Source organism: Nocardioides astragali (genome assembly GCF_024436375.1).
Classification (GTDB): domain Bacteria; phylum Actinomycetota; class Actinomycetes; order Propionibacteriales; family Nocardioidaceae; genus Nocardioides; species Nocardioides astragali.
Map to the genome: position 1 here is coordinate 385950 of NZ_JAFMZM010000006.1, position 22939 is coordinate 408888.

A 22939-nucleotide genomic window follows, 5' to 3' on the forward strand; every position below is an offset into this window, starting at 1 on the left:
ACACGCAGTGGCTCAGGGGGACTCTCTTGGATCAGAATCCCCCTCACACACCGCTCGGCGGGTCGGCGTTTGCAGGCCCTCAGCTCAGTGGCCATGCTTGATGGCGGTGCGGAGGTCCTTGTTGAGCTGGGAGATCACGTCGAGCGGGATCTCCTTGGGGCAGGCCGCGGTGCACTCGCCGATGTTGGTGCAGCCACCGAAGCCCTCGTGGTCGTGCTGGGCGACCATGTTGACCACGCGCTCGTCGCGCTCGGGCTGGCCCTGGGGCAGCAGTCCGAGGTGGGTCACCTTGGCGCCCATGAAGAGCGAGGCCGAGCCGTTGGGGCAGGCAGCGACGCAGGCGCCACAGCCGATGCAGGTCGCGACGTTGAACGCGCGGTCGGCGTCGTCCTTGGGCACGGGCACCGAGTGCGCCTCCGGGGCCGAGCCCGTGTTGACCGAGATGTAGCCACCCTGCTGGATGATTCGGTCGAAGGCGCCGCGGTCCACGACGAGGTCCTTGAGGACCGGGAAGGCGTCGGAGCGCCACGGCTCGACGGTGATGGTCTCCCCGTCGACGAAGGACCGCATGTGCAGCTGGCAGGTGGTGGTGACCTCCGGCCCGTGGGCGTCGCCGTTGATCATCAGCCCGCACATGCCGCAGATGCCCTCGCGGCAGTCGGAGTCGAAGGCGATGGGCTCCTCGCCCTGCTCGTTGAGCTGCTCGTTGAGCACGTCGAGCATCTCCAGGAACGACATGTCGGGAGAGACGTCCGCGAGCTCGTAGGTGTGCATGGCACCCGCGGTCGTCGCGTCGGGCTGGCGCCAGATCTTCAACGTCAAGTTCATCGGCTGATCCTCGTGAGTGTCGGGGTCCCCGCGGTGTTGTCGACCGGAGGAGCGAAGCGGGGGAGGGAGAGAACGTCGTGGGGTGACTTCACTTGTAGCTCCGCTGCTTCATCTCGATGGCGGTGTAGACCAGGTCTTCCTTGTGCAGGACGGGGGCACTGTCGTCGCCGCCCCACTCCCACGCGGCCACGTAGGCGTACTCCTCGTCGTGGCGCAGCGCCTCGCCGTCCTCGGTCTGCGACTCGGCCCGGAAGTGGCCACCGCAGGACTCGCGCCGGTTGAGGGCGTCGATGCACATGAGCTCGCCGAGCTCGATGAAGTCGGCCACGCGGCCGGCCTTCTCGAGCGACTGGTTGAGGGACTCGGACGCGCCGAGGACCTTCACGTTGCGGTAGAAGTCGTCGCGCAGCCCCCGGATCAGGTCGATCGCCTTCCTGAGCCCGTCCTCGGTGCGCTCCATGCCGCAGTACTCCCACATGATGTTGCCGAGCTCGCGGTGGTAGGAGTCGACGCTGCGGGTGCCGTTGACGGTGAGGAAGTGCTCGATCCGCTGGTGGACCGACTCGTGTGCCTCCACGACGGCGGGGTGGTCGTCAGCGATGGCCTCGAACGGGCCGTCCGCGAGGTAGTCACGGATGGTGTGCGGCAGCACGAAGTAGCCGTCGGCGAGGCCCTGCATCAGCGCCGAGGCGCCGAGCCGGTTGGCGCCGTGGTCGGAGAAGTTCGCCTCACCGGTCACGAAGAGCCCGGGGATCGTCGACTGCAGGTCGTAGTCGACCCACAGCCCGCCCATCACGTAGTGGACCGCGGGGTAGATGCGCATCGGCACCGAGTAGGGGTCCTCGCCCGTGATCCGGGCGTACATGTCGAAGAGGTTGCCGTACTTGCTCTCGACGGCGTCGCGGCCGAGCCGCTCGATCGCCTCGGCGAAGTCGAGGTAGACCCCGCGGCGTACGCCGTCCACCTCGGGGCCGACGCCGCGGCCCTCGTCGCAGACGTTCTTGGCGGCGCGCGAGGCGATGTCGCGGGGGACCAGGTTGCCGAACGAGGGGTAGATCCGCTCCAGGTAGTAGTCGCGGTCCTCCTCGGGGATGTCGCGCGGGTCCTTCTCGCAGTCGGCTTGGCTCTTCGGCACCCAGATCCGGCCGTCGTTGCGCAGCGACTCCGACATCAGGGTCAGCTTGGACTGGTGCGACCCGGAGACCGGGATGCACGTCGGGTGGATCTGCGTGTAGCAGGGGTTGGCCATGTAGGCGCCCTTGCGGTGCGCCCGCCACGCGGCGGTCACGTTGGACCCCATCGCGTTGGTGGACAGGTAGAACACGTTGCCGTAGCCACCGGACGCGAGGACCACGACGTCGGCCAGGTGCGTCTGGACCTCACCGGTGACCATGTCGCGCGCGATGATGCCGCGCGCCTTGCCGTCCGCCACGATCAGCTCGAGCATCTCGTGGCGGGTGAACATCGAGACCGTGCCGGCGGAGATCTGTCGCTCGAGGGCCTGGTAGGCGCCGATCAGGAGCTGCTGGCCGGTCTGGCCGCGGGCGTAGAACGTGCGGGAGACCTGGACGCCACCGAAGGACCGGTTGTCCAGCAGGCCGCCGTACTCGCGGGCGAACGGGACGCCTTGGGCGACGCACTGGTCGATGATGTTGGCGCTGACCTCCGCCAGCCGGTAGACGTTGGACTCGCGGGAGCGGTAGTCGCCGCCTTTGACCGTGTCGTAGAACAGCCGGTGGACGGAGTCGCCGTCCTCCTTGTAGTTCTTCGCGGCGTTGATGCCACCCTGCGCGGCGATGGAGTGCGCGCGACGCGGGGAGTCCTGGTAGCAGAAGGTCTTGACGTTGTAGCCGGCCTCGCCGAGCGTCGCGGCCGCCGAGGCCCCGGCGAGCCCGGTGCCGACGATGATGATCGAGAGCTTGCGGCGGTTGGCCGGGTTGACCAGCCGCGCCTCGAACTTGCGGGTCTGCCAGCGGTCGGCGACCGGTCCGTCCGGAGCCTTGGTGTCGACCAGCGGCTCACCGGGCGTGTAGTAGCCGACCGCGTCGTCGTAGTCGCCGTCCAGCGCCTCGGAGTGCGAGGCCTCCGCCGCGGTGACGGTGTCGGGCATGTCCATGTCGTGGCTCACGAGTGGTGACCCCTTACTTGGTGATGATGCCGGCGAGGACGGCGAGGGGGACGAGGGAGAAGCCGACCGAGATGATCAGCGCGGTGACGAAGGCGACCGTCTTGGCGCGCTGGCGCTTGGCCGCCGTGCCGGTCCAGCCGAGCGTCTGCGCGGCGCTCCAGATGCCGTGGTGCAGGTGGGCGCCGAGCGCGAGCATCGCGACGATGTAGAGGATGGTCATCCACCAGACGTCGAACGTGTCGACCATCAGGTTGTAGGGGTCGTTGGTCGCCCCGCCCTGCACGTTGACCTTGCCGATGGTGAAGTTGAGCAGGTGCCAGATGATGAAGAGGAGCAGCGTCACGCCGCCCCAGCGCATGAGGCGGCTGGCGAAGATCGCGCCGGTGTGCTTCTTCATCACGTACTTGGTGGTGCGTGCCTGGGCTGCCCGCCGCCAGAGCACGACGGCGCAGTAGACGTGCACGACGAGCGCGAGGATCAGGCCGACACGGATGATCCAGAGGGCACCCTCGTGGGGGAGCATCGGCTCGCCGAGCTCGCGCAGGTGGTGGGCGTACTCGTTGAACGCGTCGTGACCCGCGAAGGCCTTGAGGTTGCCGTACATGTGCACGAGCACGAAGCCGATGAACACCGCGCCGCTCAGCGCCATCAGCAGCTTGAGGGCGATGGTGGTGCGCGAGGCCCGCGCGCCCTTCACCAGAGAGGGGGGAGTGAGTTGGGTTGCCACCCCCGCACCGTATCGCCCCGTCCGGGTGCCCGACGCGCCGAGGCAGTGTGAGGTTTGTCTGGGCGCGCCCACTTCCGCTGGGGTGTGACTCACGCCATAGTCGGTGCCGTTGCCGGGACCCCTTCCGGACCGCTTGGAGGACTGCATGGCATCGACCGACCGAGGCGTGACGAGTCCCACCCGTGCGCGCATCGAGCCCCGCACGCTGCGCCAGGACCGCTGGTGGCTCGCACCGCTCACCACGTTCGTGGTCTTCTCGGCCTTCGTCGTCTACGCCACCGTCCGCGCATTCATGGGCCGCGACTACTACGCCTCGCCCTACCTCTCGCCGTTCTACTCGCCGTGCCTCGGCGACTGCGTGGAGGGCGCGTCCGACTTCGGCCAGCCGTTCGCATGGTGGCCGCTGTCCGCGGCGCTGATTATCCTGATCTTCCCGCTGGGCTTCCGGATGACCTGCTACTACTACCGCAAGGCCTACTACCGGGCCTTCTGGCTGAGCCCGCCGGCGTGCGGCGTCGCCGAGCCGCACCAGGCCTACTCCGGTGAGACGCGGCTGCCGCTGATCCTGCAGAACGTGCACCGCTACTTCTGGTACGCCGCGGTGCTGGTCGGCGCGGTCCTCACCTTCGACGTGATCCTCGCCTTCCGGCCGATGCCGGCCGAGTACGCCGTCGGCGACGGCGAGACCAGCGGCATCCACATGGGCCTGGGCACGCTGCTGATGGCCGTCAACGTCGTGTTCATCTGGCTCTACACGCTCTCGTGCCACTCCTGCCGCCACGTCGTCGGCGGGCGGCTGCGCCACTTCTCCCAGCACCCGATCCGCTACCGGCTGTGGACCTGGGTGTCGAGGCTCAACACGAGCCACGGCAGGTGGGCGTGGTACTCGCTCTTCTCGGTCGCCATCGTCGACCTCTACATCTACCTGCTCGCCACCGGCACGATCCAGGACGTGAGGTTCTTTTGAGCTCGACGCGACACCCGATGACGGGCAACGAGATGGCCTACTACGCCGAGGGGGGCATCGAGCGCCACCAGTACGACGTCGTGGTCGTGGGTGCCGGCGGTGCCGGGCTCCGGGCAGCGATCGCGGCGCACGAGGCCGGCGCCGAGACGGCGATCGTGTGCAAGTCCCTGCTGGGCAAGGCGCACACGGTGATGGCCGAGGGAGGCATCGCGGCCGCGCTGGGCAACCGCTGGCCGGAGGACAACTGGGAGGTCCACTTCCGCGACACCATGCGCGGCGGCAAGATGCTCAACAACTGGCGGATGGCCCAGCTCCACGCGCAGGAGGCACCCGAGCGGGTGCAGGAGCTCGAGGACTGGGGCGCACTCTTCGATCGCACCGAGGACGGGCTGATCAGCCAGCGCGACTTCGGCGGCCACAGGTACGCCCGGCTCGCCCACGTCGGCGACCGCACCGGGCTGGAGATGATCCGCACCCTCCAGCAGCGGGCCGTGCAGATCGGGATCGACGTCTTCATGGAGTGCACGGTCACCGAGCTCCTCAAGGCTCCCTCTGCTCAGGGGGAGGACGTGGTCTCCGGCGTCTTCGGCTACTGGCGCGAGACGGGCCGCTTCGTGACGATCGAGGCGCCCGCCGTCATCCTCGCCACCGGTGGGATCGGCAAGTCCTTCAAGGTCACATCCAACTCCTGGGAGTACACCGGCGACGGGCACGCGCTCGCTCTGAGGGCCGGGGCCTCGCTCATCAACATGGAGTTCGTCCAGTTCCACCCCACCGGCATGGTCTGGCCGCCGTCGGTGAAGGGTCTGCTGGTCACCGAGTCGGTGCGCGGCGACGGCGGGGTGCTGCGCAACTCCGAGGGCAAGCGGTTCATGTTCGACTACATCCCCGACTACTTCAAGGCCGAGACCGCCGACACGGAGGAGGAAGCCGACCGGTGGTACGAGGACAAGAAGAACAACCGGCGACCACCCGAGCTGCTGCCCCGTGACGAGGTGGCCCGCGCCATCAACTCCGAGATCAAGGCCGGGCGGGGGTCACCGCACGGAGGGATCTTCCTCGACATCGCGTCCCGGCGCGACGCCGAGTTCATCCGCAAGCGGCTGCCCTCGATGTACCACCAGTTCAAGGAGCTGGCCGACGTAGACATCACCGCGGAGCCGATGGAGATCGGCCCGACGTGCCACTACGTCATGGGTGGCATCGAGGTCGACCCCGACACCGAGGTCAGCTCCGTCACGGGCCTGTACGCCGTGGGTGAGTGCTCCGGCGGCATGCACGGCTCCAACCGGCTCGGCGGCAACAGCCTCTCCGACCTCCTGGTCTTCGGGAGACGGGCGGGGGAGGCGGCAGCGGCCTACGCCTCCGGTCTGGCCGAGCGGCCCGCGGTGTCCGAGGAGGCGGTCCGGGCGGGCGAGTGGTCGGCGCTGGCGCCGTTCCAGGTCGAGGGAGGCGACAACCCTTACACGATCCAGCAGGAGCTCCAGCAGGCGATGAACGACCTGGTCGGCATCATCCGTACGGCCTCGGAGCTCAAGGACGCGCTGACCCGGATCGAGGAGCTGAAGGAGCGCGCGGCCGGCATGGGGGTGGAGGGCCACCGTCAGTACAACCCCGGCTGGCACCTCGCCCTCGACCTGCACAACATGCTGCTGGTCTCGGAGGCGATCGCGAAGGCGGCGCTCGCGCGCGAGGAGTCACGCGGTGGGCACACCCGCGACGACTTCCCCACGCCGAGCCCGGAGTGGGGCAGCAAGAACCTCGTCGTCCGGCTCGACGACAGCGGCGCGGGGGTCGATCTCGTGGAGCAACCACTGCCGGAGATGCCCCCGGAGCTCAAGAAGTACTTCGAGGAGAGCTGACATGGGATACGACCTGAAGATGCGCGTCTGGCGCGGCGACGAGCACGGCGGCGACCTCGCCGACTACACCGTCGAGGTGTCGGAGGGCGAGGTCGTGCTCGACGCGCTGCACCGGCTCCAGGCCACCCAGACCGGCGACCTGGCCATCCGCTGGAACTGCAAGGCGGGCAAGTGCGGCTCGTGCAGCGCCGAGATCAACGGCAGGCCGCGCCTGCTGTGCATGACCCGGCTCTCCGACTTCGAGCCGGAGGAGACCATCACGGTGACGCCGATGCGCACCTTCCCGGTGATCCGCGACCTGGTCACCGACGTCTCGTTCAACTACCGCAAGGCGCGCCAGCTCCCCGGCGTACAGCTCGGTCCTCGCGACGCCGACGGCAAGCGGCGGATGGCGCAGATCGACGTGGAGCGCGGCCAGGAGTTCCGCAAGTGCATCGAGTGCTTCCTGTGCCAGGACGTGTGCCACGTCGTGCGCGACCACGAGGACAACAAGGAGGCCTTCGCGGGACCCCGCTTCTTCCTGCGCTACGCCGAGCTGGACATGCACCCGCTCGATACGCACGACCGGCGCGAGCTGGCCCAGGGAGCCGCGGGCCTCGGCCTGTGCAACATCACCAAGTGCTGCACCGAGGTCTGCCCGGAGGGCATCAAGATCACCGACAACGCGATCATCCCCATGAAGGAGCGGGTGGTCGACCGCAAGTACGACCCGCTGGTGTGGCTCGGCAACAAGATCGGCCTGCGCCCCAAGGACAACGACGGCCGCACCGAGGTGTGAGCCGTGCCGTGGTTCCGCGACGACTTCACCGGTGACGGACTCGACAGAGCGGTCTGGCTGCCGCACTACCTGCCGGCGTGGAGCTCACGTGAGGCCACCCGGGCCAGCCATCGGGTCGAGGACGGCCGGCTCGTCCTCGACGTCCCGGTCGACCACCCGCTGTGGTGCCCCGAGGACCACGACCCGCCGCTGAGGGTCTCGGGCATCCAATCGGGCAGCTGGTCAGGACCGGTCGGCAGCACGCGCGGTCAGCAGCGGTTCCGCGAAGGGCACCAGGTCCGCGAGGAGCAGCCCCGCTTCGACGGCTGGCTGCCGTCGTCGGGTCGGGTCGAGATCCGCTGTGCGATGGAGATCTCGCACCGCTCGATGGCTGCGCTCTGGCTGGCCGGGTTCGAGGACGACGACGAGCAGCTGCAGTGCGGCGAGCTCTGCGTCGTGGAGGTCTTCGGCAACGCGCTCGCCGAGGGCTCGGCCGAGGTCGGCATGGGCATCAAGGCGTTCCGCGACCCGGCCCTGGTCCAGGACTTCGCAGCCCCGCGGCTGGACCTCGACGTGACCGACCTCCACACCTATGCCGTGGACTGGGACGAGGAGGCGGCGACCTTCAGCGTCGACGACGTCGAGGTACGCACGTGCCCCGCCCCGCCGACGTACCCGATGCAGCTCATGGTCGCGGTCTTCGACTTCCCTCAGTGGTCCACCGGCGACGACGACCACCTGGTGCCGAGGCTGGTCGTCGACCACATCGCAGGCGGCTGACCGGCGCGGGTCAGGCCTCGGCGGCAGGCTCGGCGAGCACCAGCGCGCGGATCTCGCGGACCACGAGGATCGCCAGGACCGCCGCGAGCATGCTGGCCGCACACGAGTAGCGCTCCCACGACGCGGCGGCGCCCAGCGCCTCGGCGTACTCGATGCCGTCGGGTGCCGCGTCGCTGCGGCTGTAGAGAAGGTTGACGTAGACGGACGAGGCGAGGACCGCGAGCCACATGCCCCACCACCAGCCCTGGCGGCGCGAGACCGCGACGTCCTGGTGGCCGGTGGCCCCGCGGCGCACGTCGGTGACCATCTGGAACGGACGCCAGAAGCTGAGGATCGGCACGAGCCATCCGCCGATCGCCCAGCCGGACTTGCGCTGCAGCGCCGAGCGGTCCATCCGTGCGCTGGAGTGGACGGTGTAGAGCCAGGTGATGAACAGCACTCCCGTGACGAGGTAGGCAACGGTCTCGGTCAACGACCAGAGTGTCAGGCGGTCGATGCGCTCGGCGTCGGCCATCGTGACCGTGTCGGGTCGCAGGCGGGCCTCGTCGACGAAGGCCAAGGTCTCGAGGTCGACGTAGAAGGTGAATGCCGACGCGACGAAGCACGCCGCCAGCGCGACCTGCAGGCCGACGGACAACCCGCTCCACCACCGGGGCAGATCGCGGCGGTCGTCCGTCCGGGCCAGCGTGTTCTCGGTCCACGCCGAGCCGTTCCACCAGCGGAGCCGGTGCTTGTCCTGAGGGTCGGCGTACCAACCCTCCCCCCAGATCGACATGGGCGTGACACTAGTCGTCGCCGGGTTCCGCGGTGAGACGAATCCCATAGGTCCGCGGCTGCCCATGCCGCGGGCCGCGTCCTATCCTGCGGCGTATGACCGACCGTGATGGTGACCTCGAAGGTGGCCTGGCCGAACCCGAGGAGCTGCAGCCCGAGGAGGGCTCGCTGCGACTGGTGGGCGACGGCGACACCTACGACGCCGCCGCGTGGGAGGCCGCGACCGCGGCGGTGCTGCGCAAGGCGCGCCGGCTCCGGGACGACGCACCCGACTCGGACGTGTGGGCGGCACTGACGCGCACCACCCTCGACGGCATCGACGTGGCGCCGATCGGGCAGCAGTCGGACCTCGACGGTCTCATCACCACCGGGCGCCCGGTGCGCGCCGGCGCGTGGGACGTGCGTACGTCGCTCGTCGGCGACGACGCGGAGGCGGTCAACGAGGCTGCACTGGTCGACCTGGACAACGGTGCGACCTCGCTCCACCTCGACCTCGAGCCCGGCGCAGACGTCGCTGTCGCGCTGCGTGGGGTGCTGCTCGACCTGGCGCCGGTCAGCCTCGAGCGCCCGGACGCCGAGCAGTCCGAGGCTTTGGCACGCCTGTTGGAGGACACTCCCGACCAGCCGCACCCGGGCAACAACCTCTCCTCCGACCCGGCCACTGCGCTGATGTTCGGTGAGCGGGTCGCTGACGACGGCTCGAGGGTCGCCGACGCCTTCGTGGCCACCGTGCGCCGCGCACAGTCGCTCGGCGTGCTCGGCGCCGTCGTGGACGGCACCGCACTGCACGACATGGGAGCCAGCGACGCCCAGGAGATCGGCTGGACGATGGCCGTGGGCGTGCACTACCTCCGGGTGCTGACCGAGGCCGGCTTCTCCGTCGACGAGGCGGCCACGCTGGTCGAGTTCCGCTACGCCGCCTCGGACGAGCAGTTCCCCACGATCGCCAAGCTGCGTGCAGCGCGCCGGCTCTGGGCCCGAGTGCTCGAGGCCAGCGGAGCGAGCGACGTCCCGCAGCGCCAGCACGTGGTCACCAGCCGCGCCATGATGGGCAAGGTCGACCCGTGGGTCAACATGCTGCGCGGCACGATCGCTGCCTTCGCGGCCGGGGTCGGCGGCGCTGACGCGGTCACGGTCGTCCCTTTCGACGAGCGCCTCGGCATGCCGGACGCCTTCGGCCGCCGGATCGCCCGCAACACCTCGTCGCTGTTGATCGAGGAGTCGCACGTCGCCGCGGTCACCGACCCGGCCGGCGGCTCCTACGCGGTCGAGAAGCTCACCGACGACCTCGCTGCGGCGGGGTGGGCCGAGCTGGGCCGGATCGAGGCCGACGGCGGCGCGCTGTCGGACGCCGCCCGCGCTGGGGTCAAGCAGCGCGTGGAGGAGGTGGCCGCGGCGCGCGACGCCCAGGTCGCCGACCGGTCCCGGCCGCTGACGGGTGTTTCGGAGTTCCCGAACCTCGACGAGACGCTGCCTGAGCGTCCGCCTGCTCCCTCCCGCCATGCCCGCCACTACGGCTGGGCGTACGAGGCCATGCGCGACGAGCCGGCCGCGCGGCCGGTGTTCCTCGCGACCATGGGCCCGATCGCGGCGCACACCGCGCGAGCCACCTTCGCCACCAACCTGTTCGCCGCCGGCGGGGTCGCGGTCGAGGTGGCCGGTGCCACCGACGGCGTCGAGGCGGTGACGGCGGTCTACCGGTCCGAGCGAGGGGGCCAGCCGGTGGTCTGCCTGGCCGGCACCGACGCGGCGTACGCCGAGTGGGGCGCCGACCTGGTCGCCGCGCTGCGTGCGGCAGGAGCGTCGTACGTCGTGCTGGCGGGGAAGCCGGGGGAGCGGACCGTGACCGACGTCGATGACTCCTGCTCGGTCGGGGTCGATGCCCTCGCCTTCCTGGCGCGGGTCCGAGAGGAGCTGTCCCGATGACGATCCCGAAGAGCTTCGCCGACGTGCCTCTGGCCGGTGGTCTCGTGACAGGACTTCGTCCTTCGTCGACCAGCGGCGGGCCGCAGTCCTCGACCGGTGGAGGGGGTGGCGAGCCCTGGACCAGCCCCGAGGGCATCGACATCCTCCCGGTCTACGGCCCCGAGCACCTCGAGGGCCTCGACGCGCTCGACACGTGGCCGGGGATCGCGCCGTTCCTGCGCGGGCCCTACCCGACGATGTACACCACCCAGCCGTGGACGATCCGGCAGTACGCCGGCTTCTCCACCGCCGAGGAGTCCAACGCCTTCTACCGCCGCAACCTCGCCGCGGGGCAGAAGGGCCTGAGCGTCGCCTTCGACCTCGCCACCCACCGCGGCTACGACTCCGACCACCCGCGCGTGCGCGGCGACGTCGGCATGGCGGGCGTGGCGATCGACTCGATCTACGACACCCGCACCCTCTTCGACGGCATCCCGCTCGACGAGATGTCGGTCTCGATGACCATGAACGGCGCCGTGCTGCCGGTGCTCGCGCTCTACATCGCGGCGGCCGAGGAGCAGGGGGTGAAGCCGGAGCAGCTCGCGGGGACCATCCAGAACGACATCCTCAAGGAGTTCATGGTCCGCAACACCTACATCTACCCGCCGGCGCCGAGCATGCGGATCATCAGCGACATCTTCGCCTTCACCTCGCAGAAGATGCCGCGCTTCAACTCCATCTCGATCTCCGGCTACCACATCCAGGAGGCCGGAGCGACGGCCGACCTGGAGCTCGCCTACACGCTGGCCGACGGCGTGGAGTACATCCGCGCCGGCCTCGGGACCGGCATGACGATCGACCAGTTCGCCCCGCGGCTGTCCTTCTTCTGGGCGATCGGCATGAACTTCTTCATGGAGGTCGCCAAGATGCGCGCGGCCCGGGCGCTGTGGGCGCGGCTGGTCGACGACTTCGACCCGCAGAACCCGAAGTCGCGCTCGCTGCGCACCCACAGCCAGACCTCGGGCTGGTCGCTGACCGCGCAGGACGTCTTCAACAACGTCGGTCGCACCTGCATCGAGGCGATGGCCGCCACGCAGGGCCACACCCAGTCGCTGCACACCAACGCCCTCGACGAGGCGATCGCCCTGCCGACCGACTTCTCGGCCCGGATCGCCCGCAACACCCAGCTGCTGCTGCAGCAGGAGAGCGGCACCACCGAGATCATCGACCCCTGGGCCGGGTCCTACTACGTCGAGAAGCTCACCCACGACCTCGCCGAGCGCGCGTGGGCCCACATCCTCGAGGCCGAGCGTGCCGGCGGCATGGCCGCGGCGATCGAGCAGGGCATCCCCAAGATGCGCATCGAGGAGGCCGCCGCCCGCACCCAGGCGCGGATCGACTCCGGCACCCAGAAGGTGATCGGCGTCAACACCTTCCGCCTGGCCGCCGAGGACAAGCTCGACGTGCTGAGGGTCGACAACGACGACGTCTACCGGCAGCAGGTCGCCAAGCTGGAGCGGCTGCGCGCCGAGCGCGACGACGACGACGTACGCCGTGCGCTCGACGCTCTCACCGCCTCGGCCGAGCGCGGTCCGGTGGGCGGCGGCTCGCTGGAGGGCAACCTCCTCGCGCTGGCGGTCGACGCGGCCCGCGCCAAGGCCACGGTCGGCGAGATCTCCGACGCGCTGGAGAAGGTCTACGGCCGCCACCAGGCGGTGATCCGTACGATCAGCGGCGTGTACCGCGACGAGGCAGGGGCCGCCGAGGGCAGCGCCGTGGCCGCAGTCCTCGAGGCGACCGAGGAGTTCGAGGCCGAGGAGGGCCGCCGCCCGCGCATCCTGGTGGCCAAGATGGGCCAGGACGGCCACGACCGCGGGCAGAAGGTCGTGGTCACCGCCTTCGCCGACCTCGGCTTCGACGTCGACGTGGGGCCGCTGTTCTCCACGCCCGAGGAGGTCGCCCAGCAGGCGGTCGACGCCGACGTGCACATCGTGGGGGTCTCGTCGCTCGCCGCCGGCCACCTCACGCTGCTGCCGGCGCTCAGGCAGGCACTGGCCGACCAGGGGCGACCGGACATCATGATCGTGATCGGCGGCGTGATCCCGCCCGACGACGTGGCGACCCTCAAGGAGATGGGCGCGGCCGCGGTGTTCCTGCCGGGCACCGTGATCGCCGAGTCCGCGCTCGACCTGCTGGCCCGGCTGCGCTCGCAGTGATGGGCTGCGCCTGATGGCCCGCCCGGCCCGGCAGGTGGACGTCCCGGCGCTGGTCGAGGGCGTCCTCGCGGGCCGGCGCGCGGACGTCTCGCGAGCGATCACGCTGGTCGAGTCGTCCCGCGCCGAGCACCGGGTCGCCGCGCGCGAGCTGCTGACGGAGCTGGCCGAGCGCGCCCGAGCGGCCTCGAGGCCGTTGGCGACGCGGGTCGGCATCTCGGGTGTCCCCGGCGTCGGCAAGTCCACGTTCATCGAGAGCCTCGGCACCCGGCTCACCGCGGCCGGGCACCGCGTCGGAGTGCTCGCCGTCGACCCGTCCTCGGTGCGCACCGGCGGCTCCGTGCTGGGCGACAAGACCCGGATGGCCGCGCTCGCGGTCGACCCGCGGGCCTTCATCCGGCCCTCGCCGTCGGCCGGCACGCTCGGCGGGGTCGCCCGGGCCACCACTCAGGCGATGCTCGTGCTCGAGGCGGCCGGCCACGACGTCGTGCTGGTCGAGACGGTGGGCGTCGGGCAGTCCGAGGTGACCGTCGCCGGGATGGTCGACACCTTCCTCTTCCTCACCCTCGCCCGCACCGGCGACCAGCTCCAGGGCATCAAGAAGGGCATCCTCGAGATCGCCGACGTGGTCGCGGTCAACAAGGCCGACTCGTCCGGCGGGGCGGAGCACGAGGGCGAGGCCCGCGTCGCCGCCCGGGAGCTCGCCGGGGCGCTGCGGCTGGTGCGCGGCCATGCGGAGTGGGCACCGCCGGTCGTGACCTGCTCGGGACTCACCGGGGTCGGCGTGGACGACGTCTGGCACCGCGTCGAGGCCCACCGTGAGCACCTCGGCGAGGACGGGCTGGCACGCAAGCGCGCCGAGCAGCAGCTCGAGTTCACCTGGGCACTGGTGCGCGACGAGCTCGCCCAGCGGCTGCGGTCCTCGGCCGGCGTGGCGGCCGTGCGCGACGACGTACGACGGGCGGTGCTGGCGGGCGAGCTGCCGGCACCACTGGCCGCGGATCGGTTGCTCGCCGCCTACGACGGCCAGCCGATCTAGACTGGGCCGGTCATGCCATCTGCCTCACGCTCCGTCACCCCCACCACCTCCGTCATCGAAGACGTCGTCGACAAGTACGCCGACGACATCGTCGCGCTCCGCCGGGACCTCCACGCGCACCCCGAGCTGAGCTGGGCCGAGACCCGCACGTCCGACGCGGTCGTCACCGCGCTCGAGGCGGCGGGCTGGACGACCACGCGGCCCGACGGCGGGGGAGTGCTGGCCGAGATCGGGCACGAAGGGCCGCTCGTCGCGCTGCGGGCCGACCTCGACGCCCTCCCGGTCGACGACCTGATCTCCGACCCGTGGCGGAGCACCGTCCCCGGTGTCGCCCACGCCTGCGGGCACGACGTCCACACCGCGGGGCTCGTCGGTGCCGGCCTCGCGCTGGCCGAGGTCGCCGCGCGCGGGCTGCTGCTCGGTCGCGTACGGCTGCTGTTCCAGCCCGCGGAGGAGGTCATGCCCGGCGGGGCGCTCCACCTGATCTCCGCAGGCGCGCTCGAGGAGGTCAGCCACGTCTTCGGCCTGCACTGCGACCCGAGCCTCGACGTCGGTCGGATCGGGCTGCGCGAGGGGCCGCTGACGGGTGCTGCCGACGCGCTCACCGTCCGGCTCATCGGCAAGGGCGGCCACACCTCACGCCCCCACCTGACCGAGGACCTCACCTTCGCGCTCGGCAAGGTGATCACCGAGCTGCCCGCGATCCTCAGCCGCCGACTCGACCCGCGCGCCGGCGTCAGTGTGGTGTGGGGGATGGTGCGCGCAGGTTCCGCCCACAACGTGATCCCGCACGGCGGGGTCGTCGCCGGCACCGTCCGGATGCTCGACGCGGTCGCGTGGGCCGACGCCGAGCACCTCATCCGCCAGCTGATCACGTCGATCGTCGCCCCCTACAGCGTCACTGCCGAGGTCACCTACCAGCGCGGGGTGCCGCCGGTGGTCAACCACGCGGTCTCGACCAGGCTGCTCGGCATCGCCCTGGAGAACGTGCTCGGCCAGCAGGGGCACGTGACGACCACCCAGAGCCTCGGCGGCGAGGACTTCGGCTGGTACCTCGACTCCGTCCCGGGGGCGATGGCTCGGCTCGGCACGCGGACCCCCGGCGGGCCGACGTACGACCTCCACCAGGGCAACCTCCGCATCGACGAGGCCGCGACGTGCATCGCCTCCAGGGTGCTGGCCGAGGCAGCGGTGACGGCGCTCTCAGCCGGCTGAGGACGTCCTCGCTCGCACGTCGCTGTCATCCGCGACGTCTCCGAGTGGGAGGCCGAAGACGAAGGTGCTCCCCTCCCCGACCGTGGAGAGGACCCGGAGCTGCCCGCCCATCAGGTCGACCAGCTCGCGGCAGATCGCCAGCCCGAGTCCGACGCCACGGTGCTCGATGGCCGGGCGGGGGTCCGCCTGGATGAACGGGTCGAACAGGGCCTGCGCGTGGTCCTCCGCGATCCCCACGCCGGTGTCGGCGACCGCGAACTCGACCCAGCTGCCCGTCCCCCACGCGTCGTCGTCCGGCGTGCGCGCGGCGGCCCTGGACCTGACGCGTACGTCGATCGAGCCCGACTCGGTGTAGGTGATCGCGTTCTGCACCAGGTTCGTCACGACCTGGGTGACCCTCCGAGGATCACCCACCGCGGTCGCCGGGACGGACTCGTCGACGACGAACGAGATGGTGAGGTTGCGGCTCTCGGCCAGCGGGACTGCCCACTCGGCGACCTCGTCGACGACGGAGCGCGGCTCGAACGGTCGCGGATGCAGCACGGTCTGGTGCGCCTCGAGCCCGGAGAACTCCAGGATGTCGTCCACGAGGCCCATCAGCCGCTGGCTGGAGCGATGCACCATGTCCGCGTAGTGCGCGGGCTCGGGCTCCAGCTCGGCATCCATCAGGAGATCGGTGGCGCCGACTAGCACGGCCAGGGGCGTACGGATCTCGTGGCTCACGGTGGCCAGGAACAGCGTCTTGGCAGCGTTGGCCTCCTCGAGCTGGCGCACCACCTGCTTGGCGGCGGTGACGTCCTCGGCGATCCCGTGCACGCCGACGACCTCGCCTCCGACGACGACCGGGATCGCGGTGCAGCGGATGTCGATGACCTCGCCGTCGTCGCGCAGCACGCGCGCCTCGACCAGCTGGGTCTCTCCGGTCATGGCGCCGTCGAAGGCCCCCTGGATGATGTGCAGGTCCTCGGGATGGATGACCTGGGAGAAGTGCGTCTCCCTCATCTGCTGCAGGCTCAGGCCCGTCATCTCGAGCGCTCGGGGATTGGCATCGGTGTAGTAGCCGCGCCGATCCACCGAGTAGGCCGCGTGGGGGTGGTAGGTGAAGAGGGAGGCGTAGCGCTGGCTGCTCTCGGCGATCGTCGCGTCACCGAGACCGGCGCTCGCCTGGGCAGGATCGAGATGTTCGGCGTTCATCAGCACCCTCCGCGCGTTGATCGACTGAACGGCTGGGCGCCTCCCAAGGCCCGCCCAGTCGCCCCAGTACAACAGGTGCCGCTGCTCGAGTGGTGGCGGCGGCCCGCTCTGGGACGCGGCGCTGAGCCGCCATCGGCCGGCTCGCCGATGTGTGGTCAGCCCATGTTCGCGTCGGAACGGGCGATCAGGGAACGGCGGATGGCCTCCTGGTAGCCCCCTCCGTGCAGATCGCCGAGGGCGCGATCCATGAGCCGACGACCCACGCCACGACGCCACGCAGGCGGTCATCAGCGGTGCCGCTTCGAGCTCTCTCTTCCAACGGGCGACCTGTTCGTGGTTGAGCAAGCGGGGCGGCATGAGATGTGCGAAGCCCTCGTTCCACGAATGCGACGTACCCAACGGGCGATTTCCACGACGATCTTCAGGGTGGCCACCCGGGCTGGGCGACCTAGGACATACGTTCGAAAATTGTTATCCAGGCTGTGGATCCACGCGTAATGACGGGGGTTCGGTGTCGGTGGCGTCTGCTGGAATGGAGGCATGACGACGCAGTGGGTGGGGCCGGAAGTCGCGGCCTTCGAGGGCCCCCTCGAGCAGCCCGACGGGCCGTCGCTCGCCCTGCTCGCGCGCGTGCTGGGATCGTCGCAGACGGGGCTGGCTCTGGGTGTGCCACTGGCCGACGCGGAGCGGGTCAACCGCCTCTCGGCTCTCGAGGACATCAAGGCCGCCGCATCCGCTGCCCAGGCGCTCCTGGCGGCCGAGCTGGACGCCTCGCGTCGCATGACGGAGGCAGCGCGCGGCGTGCCTGCCTGCGAGCAGGGTCGTGGCGTCTCCCACGAGGTTGCCCTGGCGCGACGCGAGTCGCCGCACGCCGGCGGCAAGCTGCTCGGCCTCGGCAAGGCGCTGGTGCGTGAAATGCCGCACACGCTCGCCGCGCTGCGCTCCGGCGCGCTCAGCGAGTGGCGCGCCACCCTGCTGGTCAAGGAGACCGCATGCCTGACGCGCGAGGACCGCAGTGCCGTAGACCGCGAGCTCGCCGGGACGCCGGAGGCCGCTGCCGAGCTCGGCCGGATGGGCACTCGCGCCCTCGTCGCGGCCGCGCGTCGGGTCGCCTACCGGCTCGACCCGCAGGCCGTGGTCGACCGCTCCGCCCGTGCGGTTGACGATCGCTACGTCTCGCTCCGTCCTGCGCCCGACTGCATGGCCCAGCTGACCACTCTCCTGCCCGTCGCCCAAGGGGTGGCGGCCTATGCCGCGCTCAAGGCCGAGGCCGACTCGGCTCGCAGTGCTGGCGACCAGCGCACACGCGGGCAGGTGATGGCAGACGTCCTCGTCGCCCGCGTCCACCGGTCAGGAGAGCGCCGAGGCCGTGCCCGTGTGCGTGAACCTCGTCCTGGATGCCGACGCTCTCCTCGGCTCCGGCGAGGGCGTCGCTGAGCTCTCCGCGCCCGGAGCGGGGTCCGTCGGGCCCATCCCGGCAGCGGTCGCGTCCCGCATCCTCCAAGCCGCTCCCGAGCAGGGCCGGTGGGTCCGCCGACTCTTCACCCGGCCGACCACCGAGCATCTCGTGGCCGCAGAGTCGCGGCAGCGCCGCTTCCCTGCAGGTGTTGCCCAGCTCGTGGCTCTGGTCCATCCCACGTGCCGCACGCCTTGGTGCGACGCGCCGGTCGCCCAGATCGACCACGTGCGCGACCGCTCCAAGGGAGGACGCACCGCTCTCGCCAACGCGCAAGGTCTCTGCCAGGCCTGCAATCTCGCCAAGTCGCTCCCGGGCTGGCGCGCCTCACCCATCGGCGAGGGCAATGGGCCGCCGGTTGCGATCGTCACGACGACGCCGACTGGTCGTGTCTACTCCTCGGAGAGCGGGCCGTAGGTGGGGCCGTCCGCCGCGAGTCGGCGCCTACAGCATCCGGAAGCGTTGAGCCCGGAACAGGCTGCCCCTGCTGGGGATCGAAGACTAGTCGGACGTTGCGGCGCGTCCGATCACTCCGCGATCAGCCCGTCTTCCGCCGCCTGTCGGCTTGGAGTTTTGCGTCAGCCTGTCAACCGAACCCTTGTCTCCGAAGGCACCGTGCCTTGACCGGAGATTCATGGCGGGCCGGCGTTGCGCGCGTCTAGTGTGCGAGACATGGAAGGGCTTGTGCTTCGTGTCCGACTCATCAGCGGTGACAGCCTGGATGTCACGTACGACGACCGCAACTCGGGAAGTGAAAGCGAAGTCATCGACCACGTCGTCATCACGCTTTCGCAGGATTCCGGCGTGCTTCGCTGTAGGCACGGCGATCGGCTCTTGGTGCTGTACGCAAGGGGTGTTGCGGCGGTGGAAGTCTCGCCCCGCGGCGCGGTCCTTTAGGGTCCGTGTCCTCCCAGCGAGGGGCGAACGTCACGGACGCGTCCCAGGGAAACTCACGGCACGCTGAGGGGCGCGGGACGAACCGGATCGCCGCACCAACGCGTACGTGGATTGGCCGCGGAAGGCGTACGTGCGCCGCATGCTGGCCAACACCCTGGTGTCGAGCCGTCGGCGGGCGCGCTGCCCGACCGGCAGCGAGCAGTGATCGTGCTGCGCTACCACGAGGATCTGAGCGAGGCGCAGATCGCCGACGCGCTCGGTTGTGCGGCTGCCACCGTGAAGTCGCAGTCGTCGTCGGCCGCTGGTGGTGGCATTAGGCACGTCGTCATAGGACTCAACTCATGCTCCGGGCGCCGGCCGACTATCCGGGGCAGGGGACTATCCGCCGTTCCAGCTTCTGTGATGTGGCTCGGGGCTCCTCCGAGAGAGTTGATCAAGGATCGGTTTCGGCGCTCGGCCTTGCGGATCCTCAATCGTCGTGCTTTGGTGATGACGTAGCCACACTGATGGCGCTACCCCGGACCCCGGTGGCGCGGCAAGTAAGCGCAGCTGATCCGGGTCCCCCGTCTCAGAAAGGCTGCCCGCCCGCGCCACTGGCTCGGTGGGCGCGTCGCTGTTCGACGACGGCCTCGTTCGCCGCAAGGTACATCGTTGGTCGCACCGCGACCTGGGATGCGTCACTCCGCCGCCTGAGCCCGCACCGATGACAGGGCGCGGATGCGGACCCCTCTGGTTGGACGCCGCTTTTACACGCGGACTAGCCCGGGTAGGCACTGGCCGGGTTGTCCGGCAGAGTGCCGAGGAGGTCGCTCGGTCAGGTACGGCGAACCGCGTCGCTCCAGTTGCCCCCCGGCTGTTGGAGGAATCATGCGCACGAAGATTCGACGACTGGCGATGTTCGGCATGCTGATGGGCGGGCTGCTAGGGACAGGACTGATGGCCCCGGCGAGCGCGACCGGGACGACGCAGATCGATGGTGACGCGGGCTATGACTCGACCGTGTGCGACTCGCCGCCCGCAGGGTTCACGAGCTATCCGGGGCTGCGGCTGACCGGGTCGCTGGAGGGCTGCCTGTACACCGGGGTGGTGGACGCCAAGCAGACGCCGTCCGGAGGCTGGATCGAGACCGGTCATGAGATGTTCGTCGGGTCGCTGAACGGTGGTGCGCCGGGAACGTTCACGACCAACTACCGGTTCCAGGGCAAGTACGAGGCGGACTTCACCGTCGAGATCCACGGACGCTGCCAGCACCCGATCGTGGCAGGCTCCGGGACGGGCGGCTTCGAGGGAGCGACCGGACGGCTCGACTTCAAGGACATCATCGGCGACACGGTGACCTACGTGTACCGCGGACACATCGACCTCGGCTGACCCGTAGTCGGCCCCCCGTTCCGTCGCCACGACGGACGGGCGTGGTCGTAGGCACACCGAACGTCCGGATTTGCCGGCGGTCTGTGCGTCAATCCGCCGTCGCGACCGAGGCGGTCTTGTCGCCGCCGTAGTGTTTGGCGACGTCGGCTCGCTGCTACTGCTCGAGTCTGCGCAGGGCGAGGCCCTGAGTGCCCGAGAGCTGGCCGGTCCTCCTTGCCCAGTCGGAGACGTCGGCGTCGCGCAGGCTCGCGAGCTGGTGGGGGTCGCGCTCTAGGTCGTAGAGCTCCCACTCCCCAGTGCCGTGGTGCTCGAGGTAGGCGTGAGATCCCTCCCGGAGCAGCGACCAGTCGAGGTTCGTGTTCTCGATGATCAGGCGGCGTCGCCAGGAGGACCAGTCGCCGGACCGGAGCGGCTCGAGCATGGATCGGCCATCGAGCTCGCGCCCGGTGTCCGGGTCAAGATCGGCGATCTCGAGCGTGGTGGGCATCAGGTCGACCTGCGAGACCAGCGCATCGACGGCGCGCGGCTCGACACCCGGCCCGCGCACGACGAACGGGATGCCCGCCGCCTCCTCGTATGGCTGTGACTTGGAGAGCAGCCGGTGCTCGCCCAGCAGGTAGCCGTTGTCGGAAACGAAGAAGATCCACGTCCTCTTGAGCTGGCCGGTCCGGCGCAGGACGTCCAACACCCTGCCGATCTGGTCGTCGACGTCCTGCAGCTCCTCCAGCTTGCCCTCGTAGATCTGCCGCATCCGGCGACGGTCCTGCGGCGGGAGGGCTCGCAGCCACGTGGGCTTGTCGCTCATGTCGGCTTCGTTGAACGCCGGTGGATCCCAGGGAACCCCGTCGAAGTCATCGGCGTGCTCGGCGCTCGGCGTGTAGGGACCGTGGGGCGCTGTCGGCGAATACACAGCGAACCACGGACCGTCGTCCTGGTGGCGGCGGATGAAGCGGCGCAGCCGCCGGGCGGCGACGCGGTCGAACTCCCGCTGCGAGGCGACTCTCCGAACCGTGCCGTCGACGTTCACCCTGGGGTTGTCGATCATGCCGTCGAGCAACGTCACCCAGCGATCCCAACCGGGGGCGACGTACGCCGGCTGCTCGGCGAGTCCGTTCATGTACTTCCCGAAGTAGCCGGTGTCGTAGCCGGCCTCCTTCATCCTGGTCGCCGCCGTGTCCCGGTCATGCCCCTGAGCCACGAAGGGCTGATGGGTCATGTTGGTGTCGCACCCGTGGTTGTGGGGGTAGCGACTCGTCAGGATCGAGGCGCGCGCCGGACCGCACAACGGCATCGCGCTGTATCCCCGCCGGAAGTGCACCCCCTTGCGCACCAGCCGTCTCCAGGTGCGGTCCATCGACCTCAGCGTCGACCGCATCTGATCGTCCGTGACGATCCACAGGACGTTGTCGGGCACGTGCCACACCATACGCACGCCGAGACCCGCCTTGCGCCACCATGTCGCCGCGCAGCCACCCAGTACCGGTGATGCCTTGCGGACAGGTCTTGTGGGACATGACCGGCGAGTCTCGCGCGGCGAACTGGGCATGGCCCTGACACCTGATGGTCGGCGCTACCGTGCTTCCGTGACGCAGCCCGGAACTACGTCGGAACCGGTGCTGCCGCCCGGCCACCTGTCTCAGCGGCCGCAGCCGCGACTGTCCGCGGCAGGGCTGACGCTGCGCCCTTGGGAGCACGCAGACGCTCCCTCGCTGGTTCGGGCCCACGAGGACCCGGACATCCACCGCTGGCACTCCCGATCCATGTCTTTGAACGAGCCCAGTCATGGGTTGCGTACGAGCTGGACCGCTGGGAGCAGGAGCGCGGGGGCGGCTGGGCGATCGCCCGGGCTGGATCGTTGCTGGGCCGGATCGCGATCGGCAGCCTCGCCCTGGACGAGGCTCGCGCCGAAGTTTCGTACTGGGTTCTCCCGGAGGCCCGCGGTCGGGGCGTCGCCACGTGCCCTTGGCGCCATTGCGGACTGGGCCTTTGACGAGGTCGGCTTCCACCGTCTGGAACTGGACCACTCGACCAGTAACGCGGCGTCTTGTCGCGTCGCCACCAAAGCTGGCTTCGTTCCAGAGGGAACGAAGCGCTCGCAGGCCTTACATCTCGACGGATGGCACGACATGCACGCCCATGGCCTACTCGCCCACGACGCTCGCCCTCGCTGCCGCGACGTGCGCATGTCGGCCAAGATGCGGGTGTCCGGGGCGCAGTCAGGCGAAGCGCACAGCGATCCCCGGGTAGTCGACGATCAGCCCGCTCTCGTCGTAACGCAGCACGGCCACGAACCCACCTTCTGACGTGTAGTGGAATCGGTCGGCGTCGAGCCGGCGGTAGGTCTGCTCGAGCCGTCGTACGGCCAGGTCGAGCGCCTGGACGTACACCGCCGGTGCTCTGACTGTCTCACCGACAGCAAGGGGAAGTCGGTGCACCGGGAAGGTGTTGGTGCACGCCGACGCCTCGAGGTCGATGTCCATCAGACCGTCAAGGTCAGGTCTCGGTTGGTCGTTCACGGTCCATCTGCCTGCCCCGTTCGACGCCAGCTTCACACCGAGCGCCCCGGCAACGGTGTCGGTGCTGACGAGGACCTCGCGGGTGCGCCATTCTTCGTCGAAATGAATGGCGTAGTGGACGGCGTACGGCTTGCCGTCCTCAACTGCCGACGTGTGTCCTCGAAGCTCGCCAGGCGCGGTGTAGACGACCTCGAAGCCCTCGACTGCGTCCACGAAGCGCCACGCCGCGAACCGCGGCAGTTGCTCCATCGGCCACACCTGCTTCCGTCCTTCGTAGAACTTCTCACTGGGACTCGTGGGTCGCCTCGCT

General features: G+C 69.9%; 21 protein-coding genes. 14 read left to right on the forward strand and 7 right to left on the reverse strand.

All coding sequences use genetic code 11. The features are described 5' to 3' along the window. Positions 1-84: 84 nt before the first annotated feature. The 3 genes from J3P44_RS21360 to J3P44_RS21370 form a co-directional block, all read right to left on the reverse strand. On the reverse strand, positions 85-828 hold the full coding sequence (locus tag J3P44_RS21360; RefSeq protein WP_255892495.1) for a succinate dehydrogenase/fumarate reductase iron-sulfur subunit: 744 nt from the start codon (positions 826-828) through the stop codon (positions 85-87). A gap of 88 nt (positions 829-916) precedes the next feature. Continuing rightward, a complete protein-coding gene (locus tag J3P44_RS21365; RefSeq protein ID WP_255892589.1) occupies positions 917-2938 on the reverse strand; it encodes a fumarate reductase/succinate dehydrogenase flavoprotein subunit in 2022 nt (673 codons plus the stop codon). Positions 2939-2969: 31 nt separating this feature from the next. Further along, the gene (locus J3P44_RS21370) at positions 2970-3683 is read right to left on the reverse strand and encodes a succinate dehydrogenase cytochrome b subunit (protein ID WP_255892496.1); all 714 of its coding nucleotides are present in this window, start codon (positions 3681-3683) and stop codon (positions 2970-2972) included. A gap of 145 nt (positions 3684-3828) precedes the next feature. Here J3P44_RS21370 and sdhC point away from each other — a divergent pair, with 145 nt between their 5' ends. Genes sdhC through J3P44_RS21390 form a run of 4 tightly spaced genes read left to right on the forward strand, consistent with a single transcriptional unit; the run spans position 3829 to position 8049 of the window. Further along, positions 3829-4650 (forward strand): succinate dehydrogenase subunit SdhC, encoded by an 822-nt coding sequence (gene sdhC / locus J3P44_RS21375; protein ID WP_255892497.1) that lies wholly within the window; start codon positions 3829-3831, stop codon positions 4648-4650. 17 nt (positions 4651-4667) lie between these two features. Beyond that, positions 4668-6512, forward strand: coding sequence for a fumarate reductase/succinate dehydrogenase flavoprotein subunit (locus J3P44_RS21380; RefSeq protein ID WP_255892499.1), 1845 nt, complete (start codon positions 4668-4670; stop codon positions 6510-6512). Position 6513: 1 nt separating this feature from the next. Continuing rightward, on the forward strand, positions 6514-7290 hold the full coding sequence (locus J3P44_RS21385; RefSeq protein WP_255892501.1) for a succinate dehydrogenase/fumarate reductase iron-sulfur subunit: 777 nt from the start codon (positions 6514-6516) through the stop codon (positions 7288-7290). 3 nt (positions 7291-7293) lie between these two features. Continuing rightward, positions 7294-8049, forward strand: a complete 756-nt coding sequence (locus tag J3P44_RS21390) for a glycoside hydrolase family 16 protein (protein ID WP_255892502.1) — start codon at positions 7294-7296, stop codon at positions 8047-8049. 10 nt (positions 8050-8059) lie between these two features. Here the strand turns inward: J3P44_RS21390 and J3P44_RS21395 are convergent, their stop codons facing one another. Continuing rightward, positions 8060-8824 (reverse strand): DUF4328 domain-containing protein, encoded by a 765-nt coding sequence (locus J3P44_RS21395; protein WP_255892503.1) that lies wholly within the window; start codon positions 8822-8824, stop codon positions 8060-8062. A gap of 95 nt (positions 8825-8919) precedes the next feature. On the opposite strand from J3P44_RS21395, the gene J3P44_RS21400 reads away from it, so the two are divergent. The 4 genes from J3P44_RS21400 to J3P44_RS21415 are packed head-to-tail and all read left to right on the forward strand — an operon-like array spanning position 8920 to position 15195. Further along, positions 8920-10749: a methylmalonyl-CoA mutase family protein gene (locus tag J3P44_RS21400; protein ID WP_255892504.1), complete on the forward strand. Its 1830-nt coding sequence runs from the start codon at positions 8920-8922 to the stop codon at positions 10747-10749. Further along, entirely contained in the window at positions 10746-12944 is a 2199-nt protein-coding gene (scpA, locus tag J3P44_RS21405; RefSeq protein WP_255892505.1) for a methylmalonyl-CoA mutase, read from the forward strand. The genes J3P44_RS21400 and scpA overlap by 4 nt, the downstream gene beginning before the upstream one ends. Before the next feature lie 13 nt (positions 12945-12957). After that, a complete protein-coding gene (meaB, locus tag J3P44_RS21410) occupies positions 12958-13980 on the forward strand; it encodes a methylmalonyl Co-A mutase-associated GTPase MeaB (RefSeq protein ID WP_255892506.1) in 1023 nt (340 codons plus the stop codon). Positions 13981-13992: 12 nt separating this feature from the next. After that, positions 13993-15195, forward strand: a complete 1203-nt coding sequence (locus J3P44_RS21415) for an amidohydrolase (RefSeq protein WP_255892507.1) — start codon at positions 13993-13995, stop codon at positions 15193-15195. Here the strand turns inward: J3P44_RS21415 and J3P44_RS21420 are convergent. Next, positions 15184-16389, reverse strand: a complete 1206-nt coding sequence (locus J3P44_RS21420) for a sensor histidine kinase (protein WP_255892508.1) — start codon at positions 16387-16389, stop codon at positions 15184-15186. The genes J3P44_RS21415 and J3P44_RS21420 overlap by 12 nt on opposite strands. Before the next feature lie 540 nt (positions 16390-16929). Between J3P44_RS21420 and J3P44_RS21425 the strand changes: the two genes are divergently transcribed. From J3P44_RS21425 to J3P44_RS21445, 5 genes are all read left to right on the forward strand, one after another. Beyond that, positions 16930-17826, forward strand: coding sequence for a 13E12 repeat family protein (locus tag J3P44_RS21425; protein ID WP_255892509.1), 897 nt, complete (start codon positions 16930-16932; stop codon positions 17824-17826). Beyond that, entirely contained in the window at positions 17765-18262 is a 498-nt protein-coding gene (locus J3P44_RS25645; protein WP_255892510.1) for an HNH endonuclease, read from the forward strand. Before J3P44_RS21425 ends, J3P44_RS25645 begins: the two co-directional genes overlap by 62 nt. Before the next feature lie 255 nt (positions 18263-18517). Next, a complete protein-coding gene (locus J3P44_RS21435; RefSeq protein ID WP_255892511.1) occupies positions 18518-18742 on the forward strand; it encodes a hypothetical protein in 225 nt (74 codons plus the stop codon). Between the two features lie 207 nt (positions 18743-18949). After that, positions 18950-19240 (forward strand): hypothetical protein, encoded by a 291-nt coding sequence (locus J3P44_RS25650; RefSeq protein ID WP_308212286.1) that lies wholly within the window; start codon positions 18950-18952, stop codon positions 19238-19240. A 369-nt stretch (positions 19241-19609) separates the two neighbouring features. After that, positions 19610-20113 (forward strand): hypothetical protein, encoded by a 504-nt coding sequence (locus tag J3P44_RS21445; RefSeq protein WP_255892512.1) that lies wholly within the window; start codon positions 19610-19612, stop codon positions 20111-20113. Between the two features lie 154 nt (positions 20114-20267). Here the strand turns inward: J3P44_RS21445 and J3P44_RS21450 are convergent, their stop codons facing one another. Next, positions 20268-21527, reverse strand: coding sequence for a sulfatase family protein (locus J3P44_RS21450; RefSeq protein ID WP_255892513.1), 1260 nt, complete (start codon positions 21525-21527; stop codon positions 20268-20270). Positions 21528-21797: 270 nt separating this feature from the next. On the opposite strand from J3P44_RS21450, the gene J3P44_RS25850 reads away from it, so the two are divergent. Continuing rightward, the gene (locus tag J3P44_RS25850) at positions 21798-22103 is read left to right on the forward strand and encodes a GNAT family N-acetyltransferase (protein ID WP_372496679.1); all 306 of its coding nucleotides are present in this window, start codon (positions 21798-21800) and stop codon (positions 22101-22103) included. Between the two features lie 226 nt (positions 22104-22329). Here J3P44_RS25850 and J3P44_RS21455 read toward each other — a convergent pair whose 3' ends face one another. Beyond that, the gene (locus J3P44_RS21455; protein WP_255892514.1) at positions 22330-22878 is read right to left on the reverse strand and encodes a putative glycolipid-binding domain-containing protein; all 549 of its coding nucleotides are present in this window, start codon (positions 22876-22878) and stop codon (positions 22330-22332) included. Between the last annotated feature and the right edge of the window lie 61 nt (positions 22879-22939).

Excerpts from the sequence above, each read along its gene's own strand:
- J3P44_RS21360 (WP_255892495.1), bottom strand. The coding sequence starts at position 828 with ATGAACTTGACGTTGAAGATCTGGCGCCAGCCCGACGCGACGACCGCG.
- J3P44_RS21365 (WP_255892589.1), bottom strand. The coding sequence starts at position 2,938 with ATGCCCGACACCGTCACCGCGGCGGAGGCCTCGCACTCCGAGGCGCTG.
- sdhC (WP_255892497.1), top strand. The coding sequence starts at position 3,829 with ATGGCATCGACCGACCGAGGCGTGACGAGTCCCACCCGTGCGCGCATC.
- J3P44_RS21380 (WP_255892499.1), top strand. The coding sequence starts at position 4,668 with ATGACGGGCAACGAGATGGCCTACTACGCCGAGGGGGGCATCGAGCGC.
- J3P44_RS21385 (WP_255892501.1), top strand. The coding sequence starts at position 6,514 with ATGGGATACGACCTGAAGATGCGCGTCTGGCGCGGCGACGAGCACGGC.
- J3P44_RS21395 (WP_255892503.1), bottom strand. The coding sequence starts at position 8,824 with ATGTCGATCTGGGGGGAGGGTTGGTACGCCGACCCTCAGGACAAGCAC.
- J3P44_RS21400 (WP_255892504.1), top strand. The coding sequence starts at position 8,920 with ATGACCGACCGTGATGGTGACCTCGAAGGTGGCCTGGCCGAACCCGAG.
- scpA (WP_255892505.1), top strand. The coding sequence starts at position 10,746 with ATGACGATCCCGAAGAGCTTCGCCGACGTGCCTCTGGCCGGTGGTCTC.
- meaB (WP_255892506.1), top strand. The coding sequence starts at position 12,958 with ATGGCCCGCCCGGCCCGGCAGGTGGACGTCCCGGCGCTGGTCGAGGGC.
- J3P44_RS21415 (WP_255892507.1), top strand. The coding sequence starts at position 13,993 with ATGCCATCTGCCTCACGCTCCGTCACCCCCACCACCTCCGTCATCGAA.
- J3P44_RS21420 (WP_255892508.1), bottom strand. The coding sequence starts at position 16,389 with ATGAACGCCGAACATCTCGATCCTGCCCAGGCGAGCGCCGGTCTCGGT.
- J3P44_RS21425 (WP_255892509.1), top strand. The coding sequence starts at position 16,930 with ATGACGACGCAGTGGGTGGGGCCGGAAGTCGCGGCCTTCGAGGGCCCC.
- J3P44_RS21435 (WP_255892511.1), top strand. The coding sequence starts at position 18,518 with ATGGAAGGGCTTGTGCTTCGTGTCCGACTCATCAGCGGTGACAGCCTG.
- J3P44_RS21445 (WP_255892512.1), top strand. The coding sequence starts at position 19,610 with ATGCGCACGAAGATTCGACGACTGGCGATGTTCGGCATGCTGATGGGC.
- J3P44_RS21455 (WP_255892514.1), bottom strand. The coding sequence starts at position 22,878 with ATGGAGCAACTGCCGCGGTTCGCGGCGTGGCGCTTCGTGGACGCAGTC.